Annotated in this window: 24 protein-coding genes and 2 tRNA genes; 4 read left to right on the forward strand and 22 right to left on the reverse strand. The window is 62.5% G+C overall.

Annotated elements, in window-relative coordinates; all coding sequences use genetic code 11:
- The first annotated feature begins 22 nt into the window (after nt 1–22).
- Both ACTOWJ_RS23235 and ACTOWJ_RS23240 read left to right on the forward strand, forming a co-directional pair.
- Nucleotides 23–98 (forward strand) — tRNA-Ala (locus tag ACTOWJ_RS23235).
- A 54-nt stretch (nt 99–152) separates the two neighbouring features.
- A tRNA-Glu gene (locus ACTOWJ_RS23240) sits at nt 153–228 on the forward strand.
- Here the strand turns inward: ACTOWJ_RS23240 and ACTOWJ_RS23245 are convergent.
- The 12 genes from ACTOWJ_RS23245 to ACTOWJ_RS23300 form a co-directional block, all read right to left on the reverse strand.
- Entirely contained in the window at nt 188–1,741 is a 1,554-nt protein-coding gene (locus ACTOWJ_RS23245) for a recombinase family protein (RefSeq protein ID WP_441337092.1), read from the reverse strand. The genes ACTOWJ_RS23240 and ACTOWJ_RS23245 overlap by 41 nt on opposite strands.
- A gap of 240 nt (nt 1,742–1,981) precedes the next feature.
- Entirely contained in the window at nt 1,982–2,302 is a 321-nt protein-coding gene (locus ACTOWJ_RS23250; RefSeq protein WP_441336993.1) for a hypothetical protein, read from the reverse strand.
- 432 nt (nt 2,303–2,734) lie between these two features.
- A complete protein-coding gene (locus ACTOWJ_RS23255) occupies nt 2,735–3,070 on the reverse strand; it encodes a hypothetical protein (protein ID WP_441336994.1) in 336 nt (111 codons plus the stop codon).
- On the reverse strand, nt 3,067–4,011 hold the full coding sequence (locus tag ACTOWJ_RS23260; RefSeq protein WP_441336995.1) for a phosphoadenosine phosphosulfate reductase domain-containing protein: 945 nt from the start codon (nt 4,009–4,011) through the stop codon (nt 3,067–3,069). The genes ACTOWJ_RS23255 and ACTOWJ_RS23260 overlap by 4 nt, the downstream gene beginning before the upstream one ends.
- On the reverse strand, nt 4,008–5,798 hold the full coding sequence (locus ACTOWJ_RS23265) for a DNA cytosine methyltransferase (protein ID WP_441336996.1): 1,791 nt from the start codon (nt 5,796–5,798) through the stop codon (nt 4,008–4,010). The genes ACTOWJ_RS23260 and ACTOWJ_RS23265 overlap by 4 nt, the downstream gene beginning before the upstream one ends.
- Entirely contained in the window at nt 5,791–6,174 is a 384-nt protein-coding gene (locus ACTOWJ_RS23270; protein ID WP_441336997.1) for a DUF7673 family protein, read from the reverse strand. The genes ACTOWJ_RS23265 and ACTOWJ_RS23270 overlap by 8 nt, the downstream gene beginning before the upstream one ends.
- A gap of 159 nt (nt 6,175–6,333) precedes the next feature.
- Complete coding sequence (locus ACTOWJ_RS23275; protein WP_441336998.1) at nt 6,334–6,972, reverse strand: hypothetical protein; 639 nt, start codon at nt 6,970–6,972, stop codon at nt 6,334–6,336.
- Nucleotides 6,973–7,032: 60 nt separating this feature from the next.
- Nucleotides 7,033–9,672, reverse strand: a complete 2,640-nt coding sequence (locus tag ACTOWJ_RS23280; RefSeq protein WP_441336999.1) for a toprim domain-containing protein — start codon at nt 9,670–9,672, stop codon at nt 7,033–7,035.
- On the reverse strand, nt 9,672–9,923 hold the full coding sequence (locus tag ACTOWJ_RS23285) for a hypothetical protein (protein WP_441337000.1): 252 nt from the start codon (nt 9,921–9,923) through the stop codon (nt 9,672–9,674). Before ACTOWJ_RS23285 ends, ACTOWJ_RS23280 begins: the two co-directional genes overlap by 1 nt.
- Nucleotides 9,924–10,000: 77 nt before the next feature.
- On the reverse strand, nt 10,001–10,339 hold the full coding sequence (locus ACTOWJ_RS23290) for a hypothetical protein (protein ID WP_441337001.1): 339 nt from the start codon (nt 10,337–10,339) through the stop codon (nt 10,001–10,003).
- A complete protein-coding gene (locus tag ACTOWJ_RS23295) occupies nt 10,326–10,607 on the reverse strand; it encodes an ogr/Delta-like zinc finger family protein (protein ID WP_441337002.1) in 282 nt (93 codons plus the stop codon). Before ACTOWJ_RS23295 ends, ACTOWJ_RS23290 begins: the two co-directional genes overlap by 14 nt.
- A 19-nt stretch (nt 10,608–10,626) precedes the next feature.
- On the reverse strand, nt 10,627–10,848 hold the full coding sequence (locus tag ACTOWJ_RS23300) for a DNA-binding protein (RefSeq protein WP_441337003.1): 222 nt from the start codon (nt 10,846–10,848) through the stop codon (nt 10,627–10,629).
- Nucleotides 10,849–10,933: 85 nt separating this feature from the next.
- Here ACTOWJ_RS23300 and ACTOWJ_RS23305 point away from each other — a divergent pair, with 85 nt between their 5' ends.
- Nucleotides 10,934–11,548 (forward strand): hypothetical protein, encoded by a 615-nt coding sequence (locus ACTOWJ_RS23305; RefSeq protein WP_441337004.1) that lies wholly within the window; start codon nt 10,934–10,936, stop codon nt 11,546–11,548.
- 63 nt (nt 11,549–11,611) lie between these two features.
- Nucleotides 11,612–13,195 (forward strand): MASE1 domain-containing protein, encoded by a 1,584-nt coding sequence (locus ACTOWJ_RS23310; RefSeq protein WP_441337005.1) that lies wholly within the window; start codon nt 11,612–11,614, stop codon nt 13,193–13,195.
- Here the strand turns inward: ACTOWJ_RS23310 and ACTOWJ_RS23315 are convergent.
- Genes ACTOWJ_RS23315 through ACTOWJ_RS23360 form a run of 10 tightly spaced genes read right to left on the reverse strand, consistent with a single transcriptional unit; the run spans nt 13,141 to nt 21,281 of the window.
- Nucleotides 13,141–13,710: a hypothetical protein gene (locus tag ACTOWJ_RS23315; protein WP_441337006.1), complete on the reverse strand. Its 570-nt coding sequence runs from the start codon at nt 13,708–13,710 to the stop codon at nt 13,141–13,143. The two genes, ACTOWJ_RS23310 and ACTOWJ_RS23315, sit on opposite strands and share 55 nt — an antisense overlap.
- A 52-nt stretch (nt 13,711–13,762) precedes the next feature.
- Complete coding sequence (locus ACTOWJ_RS23320) at nt 13,763–14,764, reverse strand: phage late control D family protein (RefSeq protein WP_441337007.1); 1,002 nt, start codon at nt 14,762–14,764, stop codon at nt 13,763–13,765.
- Complete coding sequence (locus ACTOWJ_RS23325; RefSeq protein ID WP_441337008.1) at nt 14,761–15,177, reverse strand: phage tail protein; 417 nt, start codon at nt 15,175–15,177, stop codon at nt 14,761–14,763. The genes ACTOWJ_RS23320 and ACTOWJ_RS23325 overlap by 4 nt, the downstream gene beginning before the upstream one ends.
- Before the next feature lie 11 nt (nt 15,178–15,188).
- Nucleotides 15,189–18,083, reverse strand: a complete 2,895-nt coding sequence (locus ACTOWJ_RS23330; RefSeq protein WP_441337009.1) for a phage tail tape measure protein — start codon at nt 18,081–18,083, stop codon at nt 15,189–15,191.
- Nucleotides 18,080–18,196 carry a GpE family phage tail protein gene (locus ACTOWJ_RS23335; protein WP_441337010.1) on the reverse strand — a complete coding sequence of 39 codons (117 nt, stop codon included), beginning with the start codon at nt 18,194–18,196 and terminating at the stop codon, nt 18,080–18,082. The genes ACTOWJ_RS23330 and ACTOWJ_RS23335 overlap by 4 nt, the downstream gene beginning before the upstream one ends.
- Nucleotides 18,197–18,228: 32 nt before the next feature.
- A complete protein-coding gene (locus ACTOWJ_RS23340; protein ID WP_441337011.1) occupies nt 18,229–18,552 on the reverse strand; it encodes a phage tail assembly protein in 324 nt (107 codons plus the stop codon).
- A 49-nt stretch (nt 18,553–18,601) separates the two neighbouring features.
- The gene (locus tag ACTOWJ_RS23345) at nt 18,602–19,111 is read right to left on the reverse strand and encodes a phage major tail tube protein (protein WP_441337012.1); all 510 of its coding nucleotides are present in this window, start codon (nt 19,109–19,111) and stop codon (nt 18,602–18,604) included.
- Between the two features lie 37 nt (nt 19,112–19,148).
- Entirely contained in the window at nt 19,149–20,324 is a 1,176-nt protein-coding gene (locus ACTOWJ_RS23350) for a phage tail sheath protein (RefSeq protein WP_441337093.1), read from the reverse strand.
- Between the two features lie 10 nt (nt 20,325–20,334).
- Nucleotides 20,335–20,694, reverse strand: a complete 360-nt coding sequence (locus ACTOWJ_RS23355) for a GPW/gp25 family protein (RefSeq protein ID WP_441337013.1) — start codon at nt 20,692–20,694, stop codon at nt 20,335–20,337.
- Nucleotides 20,691–21,281 carry a phage baseplate assembly protein V gene (locus tag ACTOWJ_RS23360; RefSeq protein ID WP_441337014.1) on the reverse strand — a complete coding sequence of 197 codons (591 nt, stop codon included), beginning with the start codon at nt 21,279–21,281 and terminating at the stop codon, nt 20,691–20,693. Before ACTOWJ_RS23360 ends, ACTOWJ_RS23355 begins: the two co-directional genes overlap by 4 nt.
- Nucleotides 21,282–21,324: the final 43 nt, after the last annotated feature.

Consider the following 21,324-nt stretch of genomic DNA (forward strand, 5'->3'; position numbering starts at 1 on the left):
GATGTTCGTCTTTCCAGCACGTGGGGCCATAGCTCAGCTGGGAGAGCGCTACAATGGCATTGTAGAGGTCGCCGGTTCGATCCCGGCTGGCTCCACCACTCTTCGGAATTGAAAGGGTTTTCGAAGGGTTAGCTGCAAGAACATTCAGTTTTGTCCCCATCGTCTAGAGGCCTAGGACATTACCCTTTCACGGTAGCGACCGGGGTTCGAATCCCCGTGGGGACGCCAGCTTAACCCCCGGAACATCGGGGCACATGATGCGGTAGCAAATGCCACCGCTCAGCGTTCGAGGATCCATCTCGACGCGATCAACTACAGAAGCAATTACGGGCCGGAGCAAATCGCTCCGGCCCGTTTCTTTTGCTTCGCGGCCGATGCGCGCGATCATTTGCATGACGTCCGCAGCGCTGATGCCGTGAATCCAGCTCGCGCGTTCGGCTTCGGCTTCGAGCACCTGCAGGCGCAAGGCTTTTTCCGCGCGCTCTTGTTCGAGCGCTTCGATCTTTCGTAGCGCCGGCGCCGGGTCACTTAGTTGCGCGGCCATATCCAAGGTCTTGCTGATGCGCTCGCTCAGTTCGGACACCGAGGCCGCGACTTTGCGGATCTCGGCCGGATCGGTGTCGGTCGCGAGCGATGCCTTCGTGCCGGCGAGCATCGCAGGTGCGAAATCCGGCGAGTTCAGATCCTCTAAAACCTGCTCGATGAACTGTGCCTCGATCACCGGACGGGACACAGATCGCACAAGGCCTTTCTGGTCGTAGCGATAACGGTCCGTCTCCGTCCACCATTTAGAACCGTCCGGCGCGAACAGTAGGCCGCCCAGCAGCGCGGAGGAATCGCGATCGCGCTGCTCAGATTGCTGGGTCGCTTTCGACTTGGCGAGCTTCTCCAAGCGATCGAGTAGCAGCTGCGCCTCAGTGTCGGTGATCAGCGCCGGATGTGTGTCGCGTTGAATGACCCATTCCGAGCGCGGTCGCCGCTTCTCGCCGCCGACATACGAGCTGCCCGCGCGCTCCGCGTGGACATTCCACACGGTATGCCCGGCGTACGTGAGCGCGTTCCATTCGAGGCTGCTCAGCGTCGAGTCCTTCATTGCCTTGATGCCAGCCTTTGCTTTCGCTTTCAACCGGCGAGTTCCCGCGGCGCGTTCGGTCAGATAAACGCCGATTGCCTGGGCTATCTCGGGATCTGGTTCCAGGACCGACTTGGTCACCGGCGCACCGTCGCGGATCGCGCCTGTGGGTATCTTGCGCAGCTGATACCCGGTAGGCGCTCGGCCGCCAGCGCGGAAGCCGGCGCGGACGTTCTCATTCATTCCAGCAAGCCCTTTTTGCTTGCTCGAAATGCTGTGGTACTCGTCCCACGCGACCATGACGGATTTGAGGACGATCTCAGTTAGCGGGTCTACTTCGGGAAGTGTCTTGTAGACCACGTTGACGCCGTTGTTCTTGCAATCGATCTCTTCGAAGATCAGAGAAATCACGCGGCGCCGGGAAAGGCGCGACGTGTCGTGCAGCAGCACGGTGTCCCAGCCGCGGGCTGGATTGCGCACCGCCTTGATCAGTTTCTGAAATCCGGGGCGGTTCTCGTCTTTACCGCTTTCGACAGCGTCGACGAATTCCTCAACGATATGGAGATTGCGCGCCTTCGCCAGTTCCTGCAGGGCGCGCCGCTGCGCGTCGGGCGAAACGTCTTTACGGTCTTTGCTCGACCTCAGATAGAGCGCGCAGTTTTTCTTCATGTTCGATTTTCAGATATTCAGCGATCAAAGGGCCAAGGGCAGCGGCGAGCAGCTGCGGGTCGGGCTTATTAATTACCCTAAAGGTTACGGAATTGCACTGTTTACCCGGACGCTTCTGGGTAGGAGCTGAGATTTCGGCCGTTCTGGAGGCTGTGCGCCGGCGCCGCGCCGGCGTTTCCGGGGAGTCCGCCCGGCGACCTGTGTCGCCGGGCGCTGCCCCTGTGATAGCGGGCGAACTGCTCAATCGTCTTTCCCTTTGAGGCGTTTCTCGGCCTCACGCTGCGGTCGTTCCCGATGAGCGATCGCGATTGCGTCGCTGATTTCTTTGTTCGTGAACGATTCGGCGCCGAACAGCCGCTTGCGAACATGAAGGGCGTGTCGGCTGCACAGCATCGCCTCGCGCGTGCTGTAGGGAATCGGGCCGTTCGGGCCGTGCTCGCTACAGACGTGCAGGTCGTAGGCGTGGCATTCGTCGACGAATTGGCAAGCCAGCGTGTGCAGTCTTTTCTCTCGTTCGGTTGGCTCGTGACGCTGAAGGAACATTCGGATCCAGCGATTCATCAGGCACCCCCACTGCGCAACGTCAAGCTGCGCCGGCGGCGAGGGCGAGTGGCGATCGCTTGGTAGCGACGGATCCACAGCCGGAAAGCTCGGATCCTGCACCAGCGCGTTGTGTCGCCACCGGACGAATAGCACACGACGGTGCCGGCCAGATCCACAACGCGTCGCGAGGGTGTGCGGGTGTGCTTCTTTCGTGTCACCCAGATTTGGTCAGGTTCGATTCGAATCGTGCGGCTCATTGGCGGCACCCGGCGCAGACGAATCTTGACGACCGCAGGTTGTTGACCAGCACCCAGCGTACGGTTCCGCCTGCGGCAAATCGCCGTTGTTTGCATTTGCAGCAGCTGCGACCGTGAATGGTGGTCGCGGTGCGATCGTTCGGCCGAGCGGTACTGGCCTGATCGACGCCGACGTAGCGGTTCAAAGGCTTGTTCATGAGTTGTCGCTCCTTTGAAAGAGGGCGAACTGCAGAACGTCCGCGCTTGCCGCGGGCACTGGCACCGGCGTCTTTTTCTTGCGCGTGCGCGTCCTGCGCTCTTTGATGATCGGATCTGCCTGGATAGCGGGATCCGCTTGGACCTGATTGATGGTTTTCCAATCGACGAGGGCCAGCTCTACGTTGGCGTGTCTGACGGTCCGGCGGCACTCGCATTCGAGGAAGTGCCCGCCGCCAGCAGTGGCGCAACGGTGGTCGCGCATGTGCCGCGCTGCGTGGCCATCGGCGCACGGCGGCAAATTCGTCTCGTGGGAGATCTGGCGCTGGGTCATGACGCCACCTCGCACAAGCCCAAGTCGGAGCTACAACCGCCGCCGGGCTGCTCATCGAAAAACATGCCGAACTGCCGGCCCCCCCGCGTGGTCCGGCTCCATTCGATGAGCGTGCGGATCCGGGAATAGGTGCCCGGTCGTTCGGCGTCTGTCGGATCGGTGACGGCAGGGAAAAATGTTGCGGAGCGACGCTTATTGGCGGCCGAAACTACGTTTTCCCATCGCTCGATGCGGTCGATGTGGTCGGGGAACCGGTCGGCGATTGATCGCAGTTCGGACTTGCGGCAGTTGATGCACGGCATGCAGCCGACGCGCCCCATTCCCATGGCGTACAACGGATTCGGCGCCAGTCGGTGCCGGCTGTGCTGTTTCCAGACCTGGGCCAGTTCCCACCGGAAAATAGGGCGCCAGACCATACTGCCGGACTCGTGGCGGTTGAATCGCGGCTGCATGGCGCGGTTCGCGCTCTCCTCGGCGCGAATGCCAAGCCACTGCAGCACCGGCCCGCCCTTGAGCATCGGCCCGACGACCTGGGTCGTAATCGGAATTTCCTTCAGCTCGCCGGTGCAGAACTGCGCCATGCGTGAAGGGAATCGGCCTTTGCTGATGCACAGGTCGAGGAAAGGATTTCCGGTGGGCTCGTGCAGTGCGGCCGCTTCTTGTACGACCTGGTCGGGAATGCCTTGCTTTGGCCACTCGCGCAGGACGTACTCTCGGTGTCGCGCGAGTTGCAAGGTGAAGTCGGCGCGAACGGTCTCGATCTTGGGGCCGCCGGTGCGTTCGGGCAGTCGCGCGAGGTATTCGAGCGTCAGCTCGTGTTCGTTGCCGGTGTCGGCGAATACCGCGCGGAACGGCCGGCCGGACTCCAGCGCCATCAGATAGACCGCTGTCGAGTCTTTGCCGCCGCTAACGCTGATCAAATGCTGGACATTCGAGGTCACTGGCGCACCTCCCCTGGCAGGGCCAGGGCGACGGCCAAATCTCGAACCCAGATCGGCGTAGCGCCTAGGGCGAAGGTTTGTCCGGTCCAAGCCAGTAGCAGCGTGCGGCCGATTTCCTCGCCAATTGCCTGCGCCGCTGCCGGCGGGACCGCGTTGCCGATGCGCTCGCGCCACGCTTGGTCGGAGAGGCCGTCGAGTTCGAGCTTTTCCTCGGGATCGACCAGCGATTGCAGCGCCGCCAGCTCCAGGGTCGTAAAGGGCCGGTGCCAAGTGCCGTCGAGACTCCGAATCACGCACGTTAGGCTCTCCCGCGCGGCAGGAAGCCGCGGATCGGCCACGGACCACCTGCCGTTGTCGTGACCGGCGGCGGCGCTCACGGCGCCGCTGGAGCCGTTCCAGCCGACCACGCCGTAGTGCCCGTTTGTCAGATAGGCGTCACCTTGCTGGCGTTGGTTGGTGGGACGCGGATCTGCGACCGCGTATGCGCCGTGACCTGTGTCGCTCCTGGCGATCACGGTGCCAGCGGCCTCGCGATAGCGACTCACCTGATATTTGCCTGAGCCGCCGAAGCCACCAATCGCGCGGGGATCTTGCACGCATTGCCCTGTGCCGTGCGCGCCGGTCACCGCCCCGGCTTCTCCGCGCCACGGCACGATGCGAAACTCGTTGTTGTGCTTGGCCGGGCCGTTGTGCCGCGGATCGGCGACACTGAAAGTGCCCTGGCCGGGCGACTTCACGCCGATGACGGCGCCGGCAGTGTCGGTCATCCGCATGACGCCGAATTGCTGGTACTGCGCCGCGCCGGCGGCCGCGCGTGGATCCGCGATCGAGAATGCGCCATTGCTCGGCAGACTCTCGCCGGCGACGGCGCCGGTGGAATCCTCCCAGCGACGCACGCCCAGCCATCCGCCGAAATGCTCGGGCACGATCAGAAAGTCGCGCAGATAACCGTCTTCGGTCTCCAGGCGGTTCAGGCTGCGCCAATCGCTGCCGGCCTCAACGAACGCAAGACGCACCCAGGTTTTCCATTGCAATGCAGGGACGCGGTGCATCGGTCCAGCGCGTTCCACATCCCCCGCGAGCGGCATGCGATCCAGCACCGAACCAACCGACTGCAACGTCCGCCGCACGGGTTCGTACAGGAACGGCGGCACTTTGTCGCGATGCCGAGCGACCATGAGAAAACGCTTGCGGCTCTGCGCCAAGGCGCCAAGCTCGCCGCAGTCGTGAGTGGTTTCGGCGACCACGTATCCATATGCGCGGAACAGGGCGATGATGCGGTCCAGCAGATGCCGACCGCGCGACATGATGCGCGGAACGTTCTCGAAGATGTACATCTCGACCGGATCGTCTTTGTATGCCTCCAGGCACAGCATCACTCCGCGTTCGGTAAGCCGGTTAAGGGCTACGTACTTGGCGGTGCGGCTCTTGCTCTCCGGCATCAGGCCCGAAAAGCCCTTGCACGGAGCCGACAAGAAAACGACGTTCGGTCGCTTGCCGTGGAAGGCGGAATGAATATCCGTAGTGAGGGCTTCGCGCCATTCTCTCGGCGGCTCGTTGCCGTGAAAATCGCGATACTGGTCGCGGTCGAATAGATCCAGAACTGTGCCGCGCACGCCGGCAATCCGCGTGAAGTCGGCGATCGCGGCCGGGTCATTGTCGATCCCGCCAATACAAACGAATCGACCACGCGCAGAGCCGATATCGGGACGCGCTTGGTTGAAACCCTTGGCGCCGCCGGCGAGGCCGCAGAACAGGTGCGCGTGGTTGATGGTGAAATCAATCATGGCCACCTCCATCTGGTGCGCGCAGCACTAGCCGACTCGGATTTAGCGGTTGCAGGGCGGTGGTTTTGCAGCGGCCGCGTTTGAACACGTTGTACTCATGCGCAAGGTGCTCGAAGCGATCGCCGAAGTCAGAGCGACCGCTTGCGAGGTTGAGCCATGCATGCACTTCCATCTGGCAATGAGCGGCATCGCAGCGGATCACCTCGATTGCATGCACTAGGCCTTCGCTATCCAGCACGCGCAGCTCATCGAGAGGAAACGGGAAGCGCATAGAGTTGTAGAGCCCGAGCAGCACGCCGGTCGCGACGCGCCCGCCGCTGGTTCCGCGGTGTTGCTGGGTCATGTTCCACAGATGCATCAGCGCTTCGATCTTCATGCGACCACCTCGCGGCGGACAGCCATAGCGCGGCGGCGCCGGGTGACGGGAATCTGACCTACCGCGAGACCTACGTGGTCAGCGCGAGGTGCCCGCGTACTCCAAAGCCGATACAGAAGGGCGCCGCCCACTGCAGGCGCGATGAGAATCAGGAGGGCATCAACCATGACGCACCTCCGAAGCTGCTTTCGCGGCGGCTTCCGGCGCGGACGGCCTCGGCAACATTTCTGCAACGCGGTCCGGCAGAGGAAATGCTTCCATGTGTTCGACCAGCTCGACGCCGATCGCCTCCTCGTGCGCGGGCCAGTCCCGGTCGCGGCACTTCCACAAGTTTCCCAGCCGCGTGAACGTGCGCGACGCCGACGTCGCTCGCCCCATGATCAAGCGGGCGGTCTGTTGGATTCGATCGCGCTGGATCGTCGTAACGATGACCGCCATCGGCTGCGGCGTTTGCGGGAGGCCCGGAAACGACTGCCGCAACGCGTCAGCGCGGCCGAGCGCATCGTTGGCCAACTCGCCGGCGCGGTCGCCGCGTTGCTCGGCCTGCAGGCTCAGCAGCAGTCGGTCTGCCGGAACCATGTGGACGTCGGCGCGGTGGGCCTTCGCGAGCGCGCGGTATTCGATCTCCTCGGCCCTATGCCGCGCCGCGTTCGCCTCGAAGTGCTCAACGCAGGCCAGCGCGTAGGCCTGCAGCTGTTCGGGCGTCGCTGGCCCTGTGGTAGCCTGCGCGACGGCCCCGGCGCTCGGGACTGCAGGGGTTTGTGCCGTTACCGGCGATTGGTCGGTGTGCGGTTGCATGGTTGCTCCTTCGTGGATTCGGGCCTAGGGGGAGCTGCAACTCCCCACCGGGGCCGCCTGTTACCGTTCGTGCTGGAACACCCAGCACTTGCGGGTTTTCTGATCCACCTTGGAACGCACGGTCTTGACATCGACGAAGCGTCGTAGCCGCGACGTGCGCAGGTGTTTTTTCAGTTCGGTGAGATCAACGGGCAGGTGTAGGCCTCGCTTGGCGACGCGCTCCGCGAACTCGATAAGGTTTATTGCGACCAGGGTCGCGTCGTTGCTGTGGTTGATCGATTCGGCGTTGAGATTGCCGTCGATATGCTCGAACAGCTCCCAGAACGCGGTAACGAACGGATGGTCGGCATTGATGGCGCGCTGCCGCTCGGCCGCCATCGACTTGAGGGCGTCGTGTGCGGCGGAGTGGTGTTCGTTCGTCAGTTGCACCACCACGCGCAAAGCATCGACCAACGCCATCATCTGACCGTGGTTCTTCGCGATACGGACCGAACTGACTTCCTTGAGTCCTAAGACCTGGTCGGCGTACTCGCCGGCGCGTTCGGTCAGGATATCCATGACCTTCTGCTCTCGCTTGGTCGCGGCGAGGATGAAGCCGGACACGTTCTCAACCGGCATCCGTTCCAGCTCTTCTGCTAGCTTTTTTGTCTCAGGCGTGTGTGCGCCCTTGTCGAATTTAAGATGCACCAAACGCTGCAGGATCGCGTCGCTTGCCATGACCTCCGCGTTCTGGGCAATGACGATTGAGCCGCGAAAGGGAGGCTCCCGCGTTTCGTTGCCGCTGTTCTTGACGCCGGTGGCGCGGACGCTGCGGCCGTTGTATGCCGTTTTCAGCTCGTTCCAGTCGAACGCCTTTTGCTTGGCTGTGTCGCTGTCGCGGTCGCCCTCAATCAAGACGACGGGCAGTCCGGATACCTGCGCGAAGTTGCGCGCCCGCGCCGCGATGGTCGATTTGGATGGGTCGAAGCCTTCGTAGTCGCGCCTGCCGACGAGTTTCCATAGAAACTCGACCAGGGTTGATTTACCCGATCCGGCTTCGCCGATGATTTCGAGAAATGGATAGCTTTTCTGCGCCGCGCGGATCTGCTCGGCGAACAACGATCCGAACCAGAATGCGAGCGCAACCAGACCTTTCGCGCCGTAGCACTTCCATATCATGTCCACCCAATCGGATCGATAGTCGCTGCGATCGCGATTGATCGAGAGGGAAACGCTCTGGTTCAGTGTTTTGACCGATAGCCGTCCGAACTCGAAGAAGTCTTCTTCGTTCAACTCGTAGATGTTTCCGTCTTTGACGGCGAGGTCCGACAGAACGTAACAGCCATGCTCGCGGCTGTAACCGATGTAATCGATGGTCTCGACCGTTTTGATCGAGAACAGGCTCTCTTTGAAAATTCGGTCGAGCTGTTGCGTGCTGCCGGTGAACACGGCGCCGGGCGCGATGGCAAGCAGGCGTTTTTTGAACTCGCTTGCCGACGACAGTTGCCCAGCCGTGAAGGTGTTCTTCAATGGCTTTCCCTTGTGCGGGAAACTCACGCGGTAGTAGTACCAACTTTCGTCGGTCAGCGCGTTGGCTTGGTAGTACAGCGCGGATGGATAGCAGTTCGCGATCTCGATCACGCCGCCCGATTCGCGCAGCGCCTGCTCGCGCATTTCTTGCTCGCTGAGACCCTTGTCGGCATCTTCGAGCGCGCGGCGCGCCTTTTCGTAACGATCCAGGTCGAGCTTGAACCAGAACAGGCGATTCTCGAACCCGAAATGAAATTCCTTGCGCTCCAGACGCTGGTACATCAGCAACGCCTTAGCTACCGGGGACTCGGCTACCAGGAGCGCGCCTTCGTAAAGATATGTTTCGCGATCTTTGTCGGTGAGCTTTGCGCGCTGGTGCAGGTCGTTCCAGTCGATCTTGCCGCTACCGTGTTGCGGAATCTGGGCCGCCTTGCAGTCCCAGGCCTCGGACCGAGCGCGTTCGATCCACTTTTTTGTAAACGAACGGCCGGACGCATCGCCGTCGAGCGCCCAGATCAATGTCGGTCGCGACAGACCTGCGGCCTTGCGCTGTTCCAGCAGTGCGGCGAGCGCATGCTCCGGGTAGTTGTTGGACGAAAGAAGGCCTCGCGCAGACAGCCCATTCAATTCGAGGGCGTAGGCATCGAACACGCCCTCGGTCAACCAGATTTCTTCGGCGTCGGGTGCGGTATCGGGCAGTTCCCACCAATGGCCGTGATAGGGCTTGCCGTAGGCGAAGTTCGCTTTGCGCTTCCCGAATCGTTCTGGCCGATCGATGATGCGTTCCCACCAGCTGCCGCAGGTAAGCGCGAACCTGACGGTTGCGCTGGTCTGGTTCACTTCGCGGCTGTGGTACGTCTCCTGGGTATAAAGGCCTCGCAGGCGCTTTACGTCGAAGCCACGGGAAAACTGCAGGTAGGCGTCGGCCGCGGCGTTGGGGTTCGTTTCGGTTCGCGCGTAGCGGTCCGACCACGATTCGAACAGGTCGCGGTAAATATCTTTGATCGCGATTTCGGCGCCGCACTTCGCCAGCCGGCCGCAGCGAAGAATCCACGGACTGTCGGCTCGGGTGTACAGCTCGCGCTTGCCGCATTCGGGGCACTTCCCCTCGCGGAGCCAGTCTTTCTGCGCCTTGAACCCGTAGTCTCCCAACAGGCGCCGGGAAACCTCACTGTGCAGTTCCTGACGCATCACGCCTCCGCTTGACCAGCGTGTGCGGTGTCGAGCCCCAGGATCAGCGGCCGATACGTTTGCAGAAGATCCATCGACACGCGGTTCCAGGCGTCTCGCATCGCCTGGGTGTGTTGCATCGCGTGGAGGATGGTCTTGACCGATGCGCCGGTGCGGCACAAGCCCTGCGACCGCTCATGCGCAGCGGTGTAGGCCTTCCAGGCTTCCCGTTCGCGCTCGGACAACAGCATGCGTTCGGTTGGGGTGGTCATCATCGAAACTCCAGGCAAAGGGAAACCGTCCCGGCCAATCACGGCCGGGTGTTGCAAAGGCGAGCGGGGTGAGGCGGTTAGGCGGCGGGCGCCGCGGCCGTTCGGCTACGAACGAAATCGAGCATGTCCGCCACGGTGATCAGGTGTTCGGTTCGCGAGCCGACATTGCGCAGGACAACCATGCGCGAACTGCTGCGCTCCAGGTCGATGAAGGCGTCAGCGCCGCGGTTGTGGATCTCGCTGCATGCGCGCATCGCGGCATCCTCAGCAGCCCGCCGGGTGATCGTGAAGCCTTCGATCAGTTGCTGTGCGCAGCGCTGAATCAGCAGGTGCCGATCGTGCGGCAGGTGTTCGCCGTGGTGGGTCGAGACGTAGCGCAGCGCCGCCGCCTCGATCAGATCATCAAGCTGGGTCATAGCTGTCCTGCTCCAGTGCGAAGCTCAACTGCCGCGCCAGCTGGTGCTGGCGGACGTGGGGCGATAGGGGGAGGTCTACTTCGGGGTCCGGCATCGCACTCGGCGATAGGGTTCGGATGGCTTCAAGGCCGGCGACGAACACATGGCCGCACAGGCTGTAAAGACAGACGTAGGTCACCTCGCGGTACAGCAGCGACAACTCCACGCTGGTGCGGGCCGAAGCCTTGCCTTTGCAGTGGGGGCAGCGCATGGAGGGTGCCTTGCTCATCGGTCAGTCCCCGGCGCCTTCAGGCGATGCCTTTCTTCAGGCCGAGCAGGACGGCCGCACGGTGCGCCTCGCCCCGCCGGCCTTTCTTCTTGCCGGTGAGCACCTGGTAGACGGTCCCGTAGCGCAGGCCGTGGCCCCTGGCGAATTCGGCGATGGAGATTCCCCGCGCCTCCAGATCGGCCTTGGCCTGATCGGGCGATTTGAGCTTGGCCGTGTTGGCGATAGCTTTCGCGTTCGACATAAGTTAAAAAAGAGGAAGATTCGTGTAGGTGGCGACCATGATTAGGAAGAATTCTTCCGGTGTCAACAGGAAAATAGGAAAAGCGATGACGAACATGGAAGGAATTTTCCTCCGGCTGAGGGAGGAGCGGGAGCGCTTAGGCCATAACCAGGACGAATTTGGCGATTTGGTCGGGGTGACTGGGCGCACCCAACGTGCCTACGAAGCGGGCAAATCCACGCCTGATATGGCCTACCTACACGGCATCGCGAGCCGCGGCGTGGACGTGTACTACCTGCTCAGCGGCCAGCACGAGCCGGGCATGCCGCCGGGCCACGTTTCCCTGCAGCGGTTACCTGAATTCGGGCCGGCGGACGGTCAGACCGTGTTCGTGCTGCCGGAAGTGCTCGTTCAGCGAAAGGCGCCGGGCGTCGCGATCGAGAATTTGCGCTGGGCGTTCAACCCCTCTGCCGCGATGGAGCCACAGCTGGAGTACAACGCGCTCGTGTTGATAGATGTGACGCAGTCGAATCTCAAGGAACTGGTTGACGGTGCAACCTATGCGTACTCGCTGTGGGACCGTCCTGGCATACGGCGGGTGCTGCACCGGCGTGATCACTGGACCGTGGTTGGCTACGGAAAAGGGGCCGACACCGTTGACGTTTACAAAGACGACGCGGACGGATTCGAGATCTACGGTAGCGTCGTTGGTGTTCTTTAAGCCAACCATCGGAGTACTCGGTTAGCGTTCAGCTACAAGAAAAACAAGGAACAGGGGAGCCGCATGGAAGTAGCCACACTGAACACCAGGGCAAAGGGTTTAATTTTCGCCGTTTTGTATTGCGCTTCGTTCCTACTGACGTGGCGCTTATCAGTCGATCAGTGGTATTTACCGGCAGGCCTTCGCGCCGCCGCGTTGCTGTTTATTCCCTATCGGTACTGGCCATTTGTGTTCGCCGGCGACACTGCGGCGTTGCTGGTGCAACGGGTACCGAAGGCGGATCAGTATGGTGAGCTGTGGGCGTTCTTGAGCCCGTTTTTGCTGCTCCCTTTAATCTCGGTAGTGCCCGCGATATTTCGCAAGGTGCTCGGAGAACTGCAGCACAAAGTGCGCTGGTTACCTCTAATTGCAATCGTCACCGCGGTGTGGTCTGCGCTCAGTGCGATGATCGTGAATAGTGCTCTCAACGGGCCTGCAGTCGGCGACACGCTTCAAAAGTTCATCGTGCTGACTGTCGGGCAATACCTCGGCATTCTGATGCTCGGTCTGCCAGTTGCCGTCTGGCTGCGCCGTGGCGAGCACATTTCGACGCCGCAGCACCTTGGCCGTGATATAGCGGTTGCGATCGGGCTTACGGCCGGGATCTACCTCGCCGTGCAGTCTGGGCCATTCGAGCCCGCGCTGCGGCAAGTGCTGCTGATGCTCATGATCGGGCCGCCCGTCGCTCTGACATTCATGCACGGTTGGCGCGGCGCAGTGCTCGGCCTATCGATCATGTGTGTGGCTGTAGGCATGACGCTTCCGCACGTCGGCTTTCAAGGCTATGCGGGCGCACACGATGCAACGGCTTTCGTTGCGCAGTTGGCTCTTGCGGTGGCGGCGAGCGCTCTGTTCGTTCTGGGCACGATCATTTCGGACCATTACACGAAGGCCCGACAGCTGGGCATGGCCGAGCAGCACGCCCTCAAGATCGCGCAAACTAGCTTTCTTTCGACTGAGCGGCACATGCGCGATCGAGTCATCGCGATGGCGCAAATCCAGGCGCACCTGGACGACTCGCGAAAGCAACTGATCCAGGTGTTGAAAGAGCGTGGTCACTTCGCCGCAGCGATGGATCTAACGCGGCACGGCGTCATTCACTCCCAACTGTTCGACGAACATGCGTCTGCGCTCTATCCGATCCGGATTGAGCGCCAGGGCTTGTTTGACGTCCTGCAGGCTGAGGCTTTCTCAAGCATTTGGGCCAACGGCGCGCCGATCCGCTACCTGTTGCATGGGCGTGCTAAGTCGTTGTCGGTAGATCTGCAGTTGGCCGCGTACCGCAGCGCTTGCAACGCGGTCTCTCTGCTGTCCGCGCGTGATCCCAAGTGCTACACAGTGCGGTCGCGTGTATGGCGCTTCTGTGGACGCCAGGGTGTGCTCGTTTCGATCGTCGCCGCCGGCGGAACTGCTGCCGATGCAACTGCGGCATCGACGCTCGCGGCGCTGGAGCTTGAGGGCCGCATAAAAGCACATGGCGGCGCCCTGAGACGCCGCCATGGCAATAGTGTGAGCTACCTTTTGGCCGAGCCCGTGGGCGCGACCGAAGGTGATCAGCGATCGGTGTTCGGCGCAGATACCGCCCAAGCGTCGCCGTTCGCGCTCTGATAGAACCGCACCTCGACCTCGCCGGACCGATAAACAATTCGGCCGAGCGAGGTTGCAGGTGCCGGCGACGGGCTTCCCGGCGTTGACACGCGATCGACGTCGCTTCCTACCGGCAGAACGAAGAAGGTCGCACCGATGCGGCCTACCGCCGCACGCACGGCGCCGCGCTGATCGTTGATCTGCACGTAGCGAATCCCCTCGCGTTCGAACTCGTACACGCGCCAGCTCGAATCTGCGGCCAAGTCGACCGCGAGCGGGTACTGCTCGCCCAGGCCGGACATTGCCGCCGGCTTGTTGCCGTCCGAAGGACAGCACGCAGCGGCTACCAATGGGCTCGCGATCAACGCGGCGCCCACCAGGGCCAGCGCAATGCAAGGAATTCTCTGATTCGGCATACCTATCTCCTTCGTTTGCCAATTCGTTAAAAAAGCGTTACCGATCGTTTGTAGGGTGATCGGGTGGGTCGCTAGCTGATACCCCGTCCGGCCTCCTGGCTGGGCCAGTTCACGGTACACCAACGCGAGCGCGTGTACTGAGTCGAACCCGACAGGTGGTCGATGCCGCAGGCTAGCCGCTGTCGGCGGTTTCCAGTTCCAGGGACGTGGTGAAGCCACCAGAACCGGTGATCGTGTGGGTCGTCTTGGCCACCAGCCACTGGGTTTCGTCGATTTCTTGTTTGAATCCACGCAGGCGCAGCTTTTGCTCTGGGTATATGTCGGCCCGGCCGAGCGCGAGCGTGTAAGTCAGTGTTGCGGCACCGCGTTTGATTCGGTTCCATTCGGAGCCAGCCGCAGAACGCGCATCGGCTTCGCTGTTGAACGTATCGCGCAATCGCTTTGCGTTTCCGCTTTCGCCAACGAGAACCGACTTTCGGTTCGCGCCGGCTTTGTGATTCCAGTAAGCGCGAACGCCGCTGTAGGTATCGCGGTCGGTCAGCGAGTAGCAGTGCTGGTCCCCGCTCGCGCGAGTGATAAGGGTGCTTGGAAGAGCCGCACCGCTTGACGTGCTGCCGCTACCGATGGGCAGGAACAGCAATGTCTTGGACTTGACCGTCGCCACGGCGTCGTACTGCTGTCCGAGACGAGTCAACAGATGCACGTCGCTCTCACCGGTTTGATCGAGGTGTGCGACGTTGATGCTGGCCAGAGCAGATGCGATGCGAGCCTGCAGTCCGTGTTCGCCGGCGAGCGCCCTCACAATCGCGCCGAGGGTGACTCCGTGCCAGCTGCGCTCCCGTCGAGTACGCATTTGATGCGTAAGATCGGCGCTCCTGGCTCGAATCGTGATCAGATCGGGCGCGCCGCGGTGCTCGACTTCGTCAACGCGGAACGAGCCCTTATCGATCAGGCCGGCATCGATCCAGCCGATCGAGACGCTCAAATCGGCGCCGCGGCGGGGTAGGGCCATGCGCCCGTCGTGATCCTGGATGACCAGGTCAAGCTGATCCGCTTCACCGCCCCTCGCTTCGCAAAGCGTGAGTTCCAGCAGTCTCGGCTTGATGCGCGTCGTCAAATCCTTGCCGTCGAGAACGACGCGCCATGCCGGAATGGGATAGTCCGCCGGCGTCATACTGAGCCCGCGCTCCCCGCGCCATCTGACTCGCCTTCATCATCGGTCCGTGTAAGGGACAGCTGAAATTCGATGCGCCGGGCCGCACCGTCTTGGAACAGCACCGACCGTGTTTCGCTAAGGCTTGTAACGACGAACGAGCCGAATACGTAGCCGGTGCCGTCCACCAACGGCAGAGGGCGGCCTTCGTCCGCCATCTTGCGCAACGTGTCCAGCGATGCGGGATCGCCAGTCAACTCTGGCGCGATCAGCCCGCTCAGTTCGACGGTGTCATCACCAGGGCCAACGAATTGGTGCGCGTCTCTCGCGCCCACGCGTTTGCTGCTGGCATGGTTCCAGCTCGTCGATCGCTGCAGCTGCTGGTAGACCAGGGTGGGAAGCGAAAACACGAATGTTCCGAGGGCCATCATCATCGCGCGGTTCCTCAGTTGCCGTTGTCATTCAAGCGAGACCGCTGGCGCGCGGATTTCGCACGCTCGACGTTGTCGATTGCAGTGCGGACGGCTTGCTCGATATCGGGCACAGAAGGCGCTGCGCCAGTGAAATTGATGGTGATCTCGTAGACTCGACTGGTGCCGCCGCCGATGCCTTGAGAGGCGATGGGTGGTCGGTTGTCGATCGCGAACGCAGGAGTCGCGGCCGCAGTGATCGCGACGCCGGCGCCGATCTGGCGAATGCGCTTCCCGAAACCCTGCATCGCTTGCAACGGCGCTCGCTGTCCGCGTATCAGGCCACCCGCGTATCCCTGCATGGTGTAACCGCCGAGTTCGGCGAAGACCCTCGACGGGCTGTGTATTCCCAGAAGGGATTTGAACCGCCCCACAACGCCTGCGCCGACGCCGGAGATCGCGTCATTGACCGCGCCCAGACTCGACCGTATGCCGCGCACCAAACCGGCAAGCATATCGATGCCGGCCTGCATCATTTTCGCTGGCCAGCCTGACAATACGGCGTTGATGCCTGACCACATTTGCGACAGGCCCGCTCGGATTCGGCCGCCGTCGCCGCTGAATATGCCGGTGATCATGGCCCATGCGCCTTGCACGTAGGACCAGATTCCCCCGAGCACGCGAACGATTGCACCATGTGCGGCGGAAAAAGCGCCGACCATCCAGGAAACGGCTCGGACCAGCATGCGGATCTGCATCGCCAAAACTTGACCGATGACCTGGCCGAAGCTACGTCCGTAGCCGGTGGCGTTCTGAAGCTGCTCGTTGGTGGCCTGGAAGGGCGTCAGCAGCTCTTTGAGCCAGTTCCACGCTCGGCCCATCGCACCACTGATCAGATCCCACAGAGGGGCGAGCGGCGCCAGGGCGGTCCGGATCTCGGCGGCGACGGGGGCGACCGCGGCCGAAATGCCCTCCCACATTCCGACCATGAACGCCTTGATCGGCTGCCAGTACTTCCAGAGCAGGAAGCCGGCGGCGGCCACCGCCGCTATAACGGCCAGGACGGGCGCGCTAAGGCCGCCCAGGACCGGCAGCAGCAATCGCGCACCGTTTGCCAGCACGGGCAGCACGCGCGCGCCCAGGCCGCGTAGGCTCGCAAGCAGCGGCTGGAGCCGGATGCCGAGAGCTGTCGCCGAGTACCTGACCATGGCCAGCGGGCCGAGCACGCCGGCGATACCGAGCGCCAGTCCGCTTACGCCGGCCAGCAAGACGGCGACGGATGCCGCTGTTTTGACGAGTCCGCCGGCGAGCGCGGGGTTCTCTTTGACCCATCCGCGGAACTGGCCCAGCAGGTCGCGGGCCGATTTCATCATCGCGAGCAAGGTAGGGGCCAGAACGGCGCCGCTCTCGGCCAGGGTATTGAACAGGGTGTTCTTGAGCAGGGTGTACCCGGTCGAGAGATTCTTCAGCCGAGCGGAGGCCTCGCGCTGCATCGACCCGCGCGCCTGGGACTGGTTCACGAGATCGAGCTGCCGGCGATACTCGCTGAGATTGTTCGCCAGCTTCGCCGCATCGTCGCCGAACTCCTTTCCGAACAACTGCGTCGCGACAGTCATCTGGTCATCGCTGGGCAGCTTCTTGATTGCGTCCAGTACGCCTAGGATCGTGCCCGTTGCGTCCTTGACCATTCCCTGCTGCAGCGCCCGCGCGTCGAGTCCAAGCGTCTCCAGGCCGGCCTTGAATCGCTTGGACTGCATCGTCGCAATTGATAGTTCGCGGACCATCGCGTTTGATGCGCTGGCGGCGATCTCGGGTGCTGCGCCCAACGACAAAAACGTACTGCCGAGGGCCGCGGCCTTGCGAAAGTCCAGTTTGTCGGCCACGCTGCCAAGGCGTTGCATGACGTCGATGATATCGCCGCCCTTGGCCAGCGCATTGTCGTCGAGCCAGTTGATTGCATCGCCGAGTTCGCTGATATTCCGGATCGGAATTTTGTACAGCTGGGCGAGCTTGCCCATGTTTTCGCCGACTTCGTCGACTGGCAGATCGAAAGCGTTTGCCGTGACCGCGGTCGTTTCGGCAAAAGCGAGAAGGTTCTCGCGGCCTTGAATGCCCATTCTGGCGCCGGCCTCGACCAGCGCCGCAATTTCTGTCGTCGCCATCGGCACGCGTTCGGCCATCGCCTTGATAGCGTCGCCAAGCGAGTAGTAAAGGGGAGTCAGATTGCCGGCGCCGTCGCGCGCGCCCTGGACTTGGCGCGCAACGCCGAGCATTGCATCCTCCCAGCTCGCGTATGCCTTGACTTGGGCGATGATCGGCGCGCCGATGACTGCTGCAGCTCCGCCAAGCGCAGCGCCGGCGCCGGCGGCCGCGCCGGCGGCCCGCCGCGCTTTCTGCATCTTGGCCTGCGCTGCGTGGAGCCGCTGATTCTGCGTGGCCAGCCGGGCCAGTTTCTGTCGCTGCTTGTCGATGACGGCATTTGTCTGCGTCATCTCCAACCGCACGCGACGCTCGTTTTCCCCGAGTTTCTTAATTTCGATACCGGCTGCGACAAGTTCGGCCTTGGCGCTTTTCAAGGCGCGAAGGTTGCCGATGTGCGCGTTCTTGAGCTTGGTGGATTCGCGCTCGGCTTTGGCCAGCGCCCGTGCAGCACGCTGGGAGGGATTCTCCACGCCAGCCATCGATGCTCGAAGCTGGGCGGCGCGCTGGTGCGCCGCCTTCATCGCGTTGCCGCTATCCGTCGCCTGAGCACTCAGGCGACGGAAGCCTTGCATCTGTGTCTGCGCGCGATCGAGTTCGCGCAGACGATCTTTCGCGGCTTTGAGCGCGCGGGCGGTGGTGTTGGTGCCGCCGGTTATCTTGCGGAGCGGACCGGTGACGCGGTCGATAGCCGCCAGAAGAACCTGCAGTTTCAGATTGTTGCTGCTCATCCATCGGCTCCGCTACGTATCCGAGCGCGCTCGCGCCATTCCATCAATTCCGAAATGCTCATGCCGTCCAACGTAGCTGGCGGCCAGTGGAACACTGCAGCGATATCGGCCATCGCGTCTTCGACCCGACGCGGTATCAAGCCGCCTACGCCCCCTTCGGAAGCAAAAAACTGGCCACCTTGCCCCCGAACTGCAGAAGATCCGCGATATCCAGGCGGTTGGCTTCGTGCTGAGAAAGCGAAGGTGATGTGATACGCGGCAGCAAGGTCTGCAGCGCGACAACGTCCATCTGCAGGAGATCCACCAGGGCGATGCCCCGGCATTCGCCGGCATCGGGTTTCCGAATGGTTACGGCCGTGATCTTCGTATCGCCGCGCAAGATCGGAGCGTTAAGCGTGATGGCGTTCGGATTGAGTTCGCCGTCGCCGTCGTCGATCGGCGCGGCGGAGGGAATGCTGGCTTTGGTCATGATTTCTCTCTCTCAGTAGGAGGGCCGGCTGCACGCCGGCCCTGACGGATCAGATACCGATTGCGCGGCGATGGTCGATCATGCGATCGACTCCACCGACGACCTCGATCATGTGTACGAGATCGATTTCGATTTCGGTCACTCCGTTGATGGAGAGCTTGTAATAGCTCAGGGCCATCTTGACGGTGAACTCGGTGTCGTCGCCGGACTTGGCCGAGCCCATGTCGATTTCGGAATGACGGCCTCGAACGACGATTTCGACGGCGTCCACGGCGCCGCTGTCGTCGCGTTGGTAAGAGCCGGCGAAGCGGTACAGCAGGCCATCGTGGCGGCTGCTCGCGTACTGGCGCAGAACGGAGCGCATCATGCCGCCGAACTTCGCCTCCAGCTCCAGGGCTTCCTGGCCGAGGTCGATCTTGACCGGGCCGCCCATGCCTCCGCCGCGGTAATCCTCCATGGCGCGGCTGAGCGTCGGCAGTTTTACCTCCAGCACCTGACCGATCCAGCTTTCGCCGTCTCCGAACAGGTTGAAGTGCTTACATTTACGCGGGAGTGCCATTTGCTTCTCCGGTGGTCAGTTGAGATTTGGTGTTCGATCAGCCGTTGACGCGGGTGCCGAAGTCCTCGTAGTAGCGATCGGAGATTCGCTGCTTGAGATTGAGGTTTTCGAGCGGCGGAACCGGCGTGTAGTCGTAGTCGATGTGCAGCTGGCCATCCTTGAGGGTCGCCGCGGTATTGGTGGTATCGTCGTACCACGCGCTCGCGCCGAGCACGTAACCGTTTGCCACCAGCGAGCGGAACTCGGCGTTGATGGTCTCGACAATGTCGCGCACGAGCGACGGCGTCATCGGCTTATCGACCGCCCAGAGCAAGCCGTCGGCGATGGTGTCGGCCAGGATCTGAGCGGTGCGCGCTGCCGACTCGAACGCGAACGCCGGATCGTCGCTGCAGGTGCGCGAGCCCCAGAAACGATAGCCGTTGTGGTTGATGAGGGTCGTCACGTCGCCAGCGTTCAGCAGGCCGGCGTCGGTGGATGCGTCCTGCAGATCCCAATGGACGTCGCGCGACAAGCCGGTAACGCCGCCAACGGGCACGTTCGACAGTGTCTTATGCCAGCCTTGGCTCTCGTCGATCGCGGCACGCAACCCCAGGGCGCGAGCCACGGCGAAGGCCGGTGCAGCTGCCGGCGGCGTAGCACTCGCGTTCCAGGCGACGAAGTCGGGCCAGATGATCATCAGCTCGCGGGCGTCGAAATTGTTCCTGTAGAGAACGGCGTCCGCCACGTTCGCGCTCGTGCCAGCACTGACGTAAACCATGGCGCGCAGCTTCTTTGCCAGCACCACTAAGGCGGTCGCCACAGGTTGCGTATCCAGGCCCGGTGCTCCCAGGATGCGCGGCTTGACGCCGAGCTGCGACTGCGCAGCCAGCAATGCCTGCAGTCCGGTGAACGTCGCACCGGTCACCGTGCCAATGACGTTGGTCGTGGTGGTGGCGTCGTCGGCGCCGGCCTCGACACGAACGACGATGGTGATCGGGTCGCCTTGGTCGGCGATCGCCTGCAGGCTGGCGCGCAGGGTTCCGGTCGCTCCCGCTTTACCGATAGCCGCCTGCAGATCGGTCAGGAGTACGGGCTTGTTGAGCGGGAACTGGCTGGCATCCGCATCCGGACCGGTGCAGACCATGCCGATGACTGCGGTCGAGACGACGCGAATCTTTCGTGCGCCGCTGGTGATTTCGATGACTCGTACGCCGTGGTGATATTCGGCCATGATGGGCTCCGGGTTATTTGCCGTTGACGCGCAATGGGATGCTGAGGCGGGTGTGCTCGTTCGAAGGGCCGATATCTCTTCGGCGCACCTCCAGATCGAGCACGAACACGCCGGGCGCGTCGCCGGCGGTGAGTTGGATGCGGGACAAGCTGATTCGGGGTTCCCAACGCATCAGCGCCGTTGCCGTCGCGCCGTACAGGCGTACCTGCGACGCGCCGTTGAACGGTTGATCGATCAGCTCAGGTAGCAGCGATCCGTAATCGCGGCGCATGACTCGCGAACCCAGCGGCGTGGTGAGAATGTCGGCGATCGACTGCCGCAAGTGCTCATCGCCAGACATGGCGCGACCCGAGACGGCGTCCATGCCTTTCATTGCGGCTTCCCGGTGATCGCGCCGCCGGCCATAACGCCGGGGTGCTTGTGATCTTTCAAGCTGATTCCGCCGCCTATGACGTCCGCCTGGGCTTCTGCTTTGCCCGAGACGCCGATGTCGCCATCTACGCTGGTGTTCCCGTTGATCTTGGTTTCGCCGTTTACCGTTAGCGGACCGTTGATCGTGATTCCACCGTCCGCTGTAATCTCTGCAGTTCCACCCTGCGGCAGCGTGGCCTTGAGCGCGTGCGATCCATGGTCGTATTCGATCTGCGCGCCATCGGCGTAGCGAACGACGTGGAGGGTGGCGCTATTCGCGGGGGGTGGTCGCTGGTCAGAGTAGATCCCGCGCAGCGCAACGGCGCCGAGCATGTCCCCGGTGGGGCACAGCAGCACTACCTGCTCGCCGGGCTTCGGCGGCGACCAGTCGCTGGTTTCGCCGGCGCGAGTCGTGACCCATGGGACGAAGTCCGATTCATTTTCGCCGCTGCGGACTCGGCAACGGGCGAGAGCGCAGTCCACTTCGAAGATGGTTCCGAAGCGGACCACGTTCCCGAGTTGGCGTTGAATTTCGGAGACCGGATCCATGTCGCTGATCTTGCGGAAGCCCTCGCGCGAGCGCACCGCGATG

Source organism: Lysobacter sp. CA199, assembly GCF_052078715.1.
Taxonomy (GTDB): domain Bacteria; phylum Pseudomonadota; class Gammaproteobacteria; order Xanthomonadales; family Xanthomonadaceae; genus Lysobacter.